This window comes from Luteibacter sp., assembly GCF_051958795.1.
GTDB lineage: Bacteria > Pseudomonadota > Gammaproteobacteria > Xanthomonadales > Rhodanobacteraceae > Luteibacter.
In genome coordinates, this window is the sequence record NZ_JBQCFT010000226.1 from 1 (window position 1) to 6,650 (window position 6,650).

General features: G+C 68.2%; 6 protein-coding genes and 1 pseudogene. 2 read left to right on the forward strand and 5 right to left on the reverse strand.

The features are described from left to right. Window positions 1-464: 464 nt before the first annotated feature. Window positions 465-2,321: a DEAD/DEAH box helicase gene (locus ACTHLF_RS11390; RefSeq protein ID WP_440327458.1), complete on the reverse strand. Its 1,857-nt coding sequence runs from the start codon at window positions 2,319-2,321 to the stop codon at window positions 465-467. A gap of 146 nt (window positions 2,322-2,467) precedes the next feature. On the opposite strand from ACTHLF_RS11390, the gene fghA reads away from it, so the two are divergent. Then, complete coding sequence (gene fghA / locus ACTHLF_RS11395) at window positions 2,468-3,316, forward strand: S-formylglutathione hydrolase (RefSeq protein ID WP_440327459.1); 849 nt, start codon at window positions 2,468-2,470, stop codon at window positions 3,314-3,316. Next, a complete protein-coding gene (rimJ, locus tag ACTHLF_RS11400) occupies window positions 3,313-3,867 on the forward strand; it encodes a ribosomal protein S5-alanine N-acetyltransferase (RefSeq protein ID WP_440327460.1) in 555 nt (184 codons plus the stop codon). Before fghA ends, rimJ begins: the two co-directional genes overlap by 4 nt. Here the strand turns inward: rimJ and ACTHLF_RS11405 are convergent. The 4 genes and pseudogenes from ACTHLF_RS11405 to ACTHLF_RS11420 all read right to left on the reverse strand — a co-directional run. After that, complete coding sequence (locus tag ACTHLF_RS11405; RefSeq protein ID WP_440327461.1) at window positions 3,851-4,291, reverse strand: hypothetical protein; 441 nt, start codon at window positions 4,289-4,291, stop codon at window positions 3,851-3,853. The two genes, rimJ and ACTHLF_RS11405, sit on opposite strands and share 17 nt — an antisense overlap. 90 nt (window positions 4,292-4,381) lie before the next feature. After that, a complete protein-coding gene (locus ACTHLF_RS11410) occupies window positions 4,382-5,836 on the reverse strand; it encodes a DEAD/DEAH box helicase (protein ID WP_440327462.1) in 1,455 nt (484 codons plus the stop codon). A gap of 257 nt (window positions 5,837-6,093) precedes the next feature. Continuing rightward, window positions 6,094-6,399 (reverse strand): EF-hand domain-containing protein, encoded by a 306-nt coding sequence (locus ACTHLF_RS11415; protein ID WP_440327463.1) that lies wholly within the window; start codon window positions 6,397-6,399, stop codon window positions 6,094-6,096. A gap of 50 nt (window positions 6,400-6,449) precedes the next feature. Next, window positions 6,450-6,650 (reverse strand): annotated as a pseudogene (locus ACTHLF_RS11420) (class I SAM-dependent methyltransferase); the annotation flags it as partial.

The window sequence follows — 6,650 nt, forward strand, 5'->3', positions numbered from 1 at the left end:
AGTGCGTCCGGGAGGCCTTGGGGCCCACCCACGAGGCGGGTTACCCCCAAGAGAGCATTGGGGGCGGGGGGGGGGGGGGCGGGGGGGGGGGGGCACCCCCCCCAAACCGCCCCCCCCCCCCCCCCCCCCCCCGGGGGGGCGCCGGGGGGGTCTTGGGGTGCCTCCCCCCCGCCCTGCCCCCCCCCCCGCGCCCCCCCACAGCTCTCTTGTGCGGAACTCGCCTCGAGGGTGGGCCCCAAGGCCTCCCGGACACACTGAGATTGATTGTTGGCGAGCCTCCCACGTTGTTCGTGCCAGGGTCTTCATGCGACCGCCGCCTTGTAGGAGGCCACCCTGTGGCAGACAGCGTTCGCCTCGATGCAGCAGGGCCTGTGGCTCTGTCCGCGAAAGATGTCGCGCGCAAGCGCGCTCCCACAAACGAACGCGCAAAAAAAAACCCGGCGCGAGGCCGGGCTTTTTTTCGATCAGTAGTCGCGCTTGCGGCGCGGCGGCTTGCCGCCGCCGGGGCCGCCGGAGCGGGCACCCTGGGGGCGGAAGTTGCCGCGGGGACGCGGCGGGGCGCCGCTCTGCGGCTGCTCCGTGCCATCCCACTCGCTGATCTTCAGCTGCTGCTGCGCGACCCACACCTTCTTCAGGTGGTTGAAGGTCTCCGCCGGCATGCCGTCCGGAAGATCGATCAGGCTGTAGTCGTCACGGATGCTCACGCGGCCGATGAACTTCGCCTCGACGCCACCTTCGTTCGCGATCGCACCCACGATGTTGCCCGGCTTCACGCCGTGCTCGTGGCCGACTTCGATGCGGTAGGTCTTCTTGCCCGCCTCGGTCGCGTGCGGGCGCGGCTGGCGCATGCCCTCGCGCACCGGGCGACGATCGCCGAAGTCGCCGCCATCACGCGGGCCGCGGTCGCGATCGAAATCACGCTGCGGACGGTCATTGCGGTCGTACTCGCGCGGCGGACGCTCGGTGTACTCGCGCTTCGCCGGCGGCTCCAGCAGCAGCGGCTGGTCGCCCTGGGCGATCTTCGCCAGTGCGGCAGCGATCTCGATGGCGGGTACGTTCTGCTCCTGCTCGAACTTCTCCACCAGCTGCTGGAAGATGCCCAGGTCGCCAGCGGCCAGCGTATCGACGATGCGCTGGTTGAACTTGTTCACGCGCGTATCGTTCACCGCCTCGATGGTCGGCAGCTGCATCTGCTCGATCGGCTGGCGCGTCGCGCGCTCGATCTGGCGGAGCAGGTTGCGCTCACGCGGGGTCACGAACAGGATGGCCTCGCCGTTGCGGCCCGCGCGGCCGGTGCGGCCGATGCGATGCACGTACGACTCGGTGTCGTGCGGGATGTCGTAGTTGAGCACGTGGCTGATGCGCTCCACGTCGAGGCCGCGCGCGGCGACGTCGGTGGCGATCAGGATATCGAGCTTGCCGGTCTTCAGCTGGTCGATCACGCGCTCGCGCTGGGCCTGCGCCATGTCGCCGTTGATCGCGGCCGCGGCGAAACCACGCGCCTGCAGCTTGCTGGCGAGTTCTTCGGTGGCCGACTTGGTGCGGGCGAACACGATCATCGCATCGAAGCTTTCCGCCTCGAGGATGCGGGTGAGCGCATCGAGCTTGTGCACGCCGCTGACCCACCAGTAACGCTGGCGGATGTTCGCCGCGGTGGTGGTCTTGTTCTTGATCGTGATCTCGACCGGATCTTTCAGGTAGGTCTGCGCGATGCGGCGGATCGGCGACGGCATGGTCGCGGAGAACAACGCCACCTGGCGGCCTTCCGGTGTCGCCTGGAGCAGCTTCTCGACATCGTCGATGAAGCCCATGCGCAGCATTTCGTCGGCTTCATCCAGCACCACGAACTTCAGCGCGGAAAGATCCAGCGTGCCCTTGTCGAGGTGGTCGATGATGCGGCCGGGGGTGCCGACGACGATCTGTGCGCCGCGCTTCAGGCCCTGCAGCTGCGGGCCGTAGCTCTGGCCACCGTAGATCGGCAGTACCTGGAAGCCCGGCATGTAGGTCGCGTACTTCTGGAAGGCTTCGGCCACCTGGATGGCCAGTTCGCGCGTCGGTGCGAGCACCAGCGCCTGCGGCTTGCCCGGCTTGACGTCGATGCGCGAAAGCACCGGCAGCGCGAACGCCGCGGTCTTGCCAGTACCGGTCTGGGCCTGGCCGATCACGTCGCGGCCTTCGAGCAGCGGCGGAATGGTCGCGGCCTGGATGGGGGAGGGGGTCTCGTAGCCCACGTCGGTCAGGGCGCGGACGACGTTAGCGTCGAGCGCGAGCGCGCTGAAACCGGGCAGGGCCGGAGCGTTGTCGGTATCGGGGGATGTCATGGCAGCCTCGGGGAGGGGCGCGGCGGCGGATTCGGCGCCGGGCAGTAACGGTATTGTAGCAGCGATCAGGGGCTTACGTGCGGGGCCGTGGCTCTTTGTCACGTCGGCGTTACACTCACTGGTCAGCTTTCGTAAGGGAGAAAGGCATGGCGGCGATCGAGACGGTATCGGAGCAGCGTTGCTTCGGCGGCACCCAGGGGTTTTACACCCATGCCTCTGAGGCCTGCGGGGGCCCGATGAAATTTGCCGTATACCTGCCGCCGGCCGCGGAAAAGGGCCCGGTGCCGGTGCTCTGGTACCTCGCCGGCCTGACCTGCACGGCGGAAACCTTCACGACCAAGGCCGGTGCACAGCGGGTCGCTTCCGAACTCGGCCTGGCCCTGGTCATGCCGGATACCAGCCCGCGCGATACCGGGATCGCCGGGGCGACCGGCGACTGGGAGTTCGGTGAAGGCGCCGGCTTCTACCTCGATGCCACCGAGGCGCCGTGGAACGCGCGCTTTCGCATGTACAGCTATGTCGTGGACGAGCTGCCCCGCCTCCTCGCAGAACGCTTCTCATTCGACATGGGCCGCCAGGGCATCTTCGGTCATTCCATGGGTGGACACGGCGCGCTGACCATCGCCCTGCGTAACCCGGGCCGTTACCGCTCGCTCTCGGCATTCGCGCCCATCGTCGCGCCGGCGAGCGTGCCGTGGGGCCAGAAGGCGTTTCCGCGATACCTCGGCGATGACAAGAAGACCTGGCGGAAGCATGACGCGACGGCGCTCGTGGAAGAGGGTGCGCATTTCAACGGCAGGATCCTGATTGACCAGGGCGAGGCGGATGGTTTCCTCGTGAACCAGTTGCAGCCGCAGCGTTTCGAAGCAGCGTGCGAGAAGGCGAAGCAGGCGCTCGAACTGCGCATGCATCCCGGGTACGACCAAAGCTATTACTTCATCCAGACCTTCGTCGAAGACCACCTTCGCCACCACGCGAAAGCGCTCCTCGCATGAGCGAACCGGTCCGCATGCGCACGCCGCGCCTGCTGATCCGCCTGCTCGATGTCGAGGAGGCGGAACTGCTGCTGCGCTACCGGCTGGAGAACCGCGAACACCTCGCGCCGTGGGAACCCTTGCGCAATGCCTCGCATTACACGCTCGATGGCTGCCGCCAGACGATCGAAGCAGGGCTGGAAGCGGCGCGTTCCGACCGGGGTTTCCCGTTCGTGATGCTATCGCCCGATGGCAGCGAGATGATCGGCAGCTTCACGTTCGCCAACGTCGTGCGCGGCGTGTTCCAGGCGTGCCACCTCGGCTACGGGCTTGCGCGTCGGCACGAAGGGCAGGGCCTTATGTTCGAGGCGCTGGATGCGGCGGTTCGCTACGCGTTCGGCCCGCTCGATTTCCACCGGGTGATGGCGAACTACATGCCGCGCAACGACCGTAGCGGCCGCCTGTTGGAGCGCCTGGGCTTCGAGAAAGAAGGCTATGCGAAGCGCTACCTGAAGATCGATGGCCTGTGGGAAGACCACGTGCTCACGGCGAAGATCAGAACGCAGGGGTGAGGGGCGACGGTTCGGCGGGTGTCGTCGGCTTCGCGTCCGCGGCGAATAGCGCCGACCAGGCCGCGCGTTCTTCCCAGGCCAGCCAGAGATAGATCGCGAGCAGGATCACGTGGATGCCGAACAGCTCGCCTTCGGTAACGAAGTGGTAGCCGAAGATGACGACAACGGGTGCGGCCAGCAGCAGAAGCGCGAGGGCCGCCATGCGGTGTGCGATGAGCGCGACGCCCGCGTAGGTGAAGAGCACCCCGAGCAGCGGCATGATGAAACCGCTTGCGCCGATGCCCGCGATGAACGCATGGCCTGCGTTGGTGTGCGGGGCGGGGGGCTGCCAGAACCCGAAGATGTGGTTCAGGCCGGAGAAGATGAAGAGCGCGCCGAAAAGGGTGCGGACGGTGTGCGTGCTGTAGCGATACAAGCGGGTCATGCGGGGTCTTGCCTGCTTCCGGGGGGACTGCCAATCCCCGCATGATCCCGGTTGCCGCACGGGCGCACCATCGCCCATGCGGCTAGGCCATCAGGCCTTGTTGGTCGCCGGGCCGCGACGCTGGCGCCGGCGCTTGTGGTTGCCGGTGTTCTCGCCGGTGCCCGCGGCCGAGTGGCCATGCGGACGGTGCGACGACGGGCGGCCACCATTGCCCGGCCGGCCTTCGCCGCCCGAACGGCTCTCGCCGCCCTGGCCGCCGCGGCCCTGGCCGTTGCCGCCCTGGCGCTGGCCGTTGCCACCACCGTGGCGCTGACCACCGCCCTGGCCGCCCTGGCCGCCACCCTGGCGACCGCCGGCCTGGCGCTGCTGCTGCTTCGGACGCGGCGCACCGGCATCCAGGCGCAGCGGCGAGCTGGGCTCGAAGCCTTCCACGTTGACGATCTCGAGGTCGGACTTCAGCAGGCGGCGGATGTCGCGCAGCAGGCCCGACTCATCGTGGCTCACCAGCGACACGGCCTGGCCCTCGGCACCCGCGCGGCCGGTGCGGCCGATGCGGTGCACGTAATCTTCGGCCACCATCGGCAGGTCGAAGTTGATCACCACCGGCAGCTGGTCGATATCGATGCCGCGGGCCGCGATATCGGTAGCGACGAGCACGGTCGTGCGGCCCGTCTTGAAGTCGGAAAGCGCACGCGTACGGGCATTCTGGCTCTTGTTGCCGTGGATCGCGGCGGCACGCATGCCGGCGGATTCAAGGAAGCGCACGAGCTTGTCCGCGCCGTGCTTGGTGCGGCTGAACACCAGCGTCTGCCGGCGGCTGTCCTGCGCCAGCACGTGCAGCAGCAGGTCGCGCTTCTGCGCGGCATCCACCGGGTGCACGCGGTGCGTCACGGTGTTGGCCACGGTGTTGGCCGGCGCGGTCGATACCTCGCGCGGATCACGCATGAACTGCTGCGCGAGTGCCTTGATCTCCGGCGCGAACGTGGCCGAGAACAACAGCGTCTGGCGCTTCTGCGGCACGGCGGCGAGGATGCGCTTCAACGCGGGCAGGAAGCCCATGTCGAGCATGCGGTCGGCCTCGTCGAGCACCAGCGTTTCCACCTTCGAGAGGTCCACCGAGCGCTGCATCATGTGGTCGATGAGGCGGCCCGGCGTGGCCACGACGATCTCGACGCCGCGACGCAGGGCGTGCAGCTGGTTACCCATGCCGACGCCGCCGAAGATCACCGTGCTGCTGATGCGCAGGTACTTCGCGTATTCGGCGAGGTTGTCCTGCACCTGCGCGGCGAGTTCGCGGGTGGGGGTGAGGATCAGCACGCGGATAGGGCGGCGGCCTTCCCGGAAATCGGAGTTGGCGAGCTTGTGCAGCACTGGCAGCAGGAACGCGGCGGTCTTGCCGGTACCGGTCTGCGCGGCGGCCATCAGGTCGTGGCCAGCGAGGACCTCGGGGATGGCGGCTGCCTGGATCGGGGTCGGGTTCTTGTAGCCGGCTTCCGCGAGCGCACGCAGCAACGCGGGCGCAAGGCCCAGCGAATCAAAGGACATTGGGGATGACTCCTGTGTGCCCGAGCGTTCCCTGGAACCGCGCCGCAGGCGATGAATTCGGCGGCCGCGCGTGCCAAGAAGGGCAACGGGCTGGCCGGTGTCGCGCGCGCTGTTCGGGGGTGGGGGAGCGGCGGGGACCTGGTTCCAGGACCCGCGCCTCAGCTCCGCAAGGGAGTCGATAGCGGCGGCACGACCGATGGAGTCTACCACGTTTTGCGCCGCAGCATGCGCCGCCGCCGCCGGGCTGGCGGGCGGACCTAGCGGCTCTTGGCCATGTAGGCCCGGTACTCCTGCTCGTCGACATGCCCGTCGCCGTTCGCGTCGGCCTCCTTGAAGTGGGCGCGGAGGACCGCGAGGGTCTTGTCGTCCTTCGGGACGTCACTGCGTTCCAGGTAGCCGGGGTGCTTCTTCGGGAGATCCGCGAACGGCGGTGCGTCGGTGCCCATGACGGCGGCATCGACGGGCTGGGCGCGGGCGGCAGGTGCCTGGCTGAGCTGGGCGAGGGCGTTGCCGGCGAACAGCGCGCAGGCGACGGACAGAACGATAAAGCGCGTGGACTTCACGTGGTTCTCCCCTGATGCAACCGGATAGTTGCCGCGGCAGTTATACGCCCTCAGGCCGCGCGGCGCGAGGCCGTCATCAGCCAGCTGTTGTACGGGGTTCGGCCGAAAAGAGGGCGGAAGCGCACCTTGATGCCGCGGGGTTCCAGGACGCTGCGGATGTCGTCCTCGGTCGGGAAGTACTGGGCACCACCCGGGATCCAGCCGACGGCCTTGATGAACTTCTCTTCCAGCACCGTGGCCCGGTAGCGCCA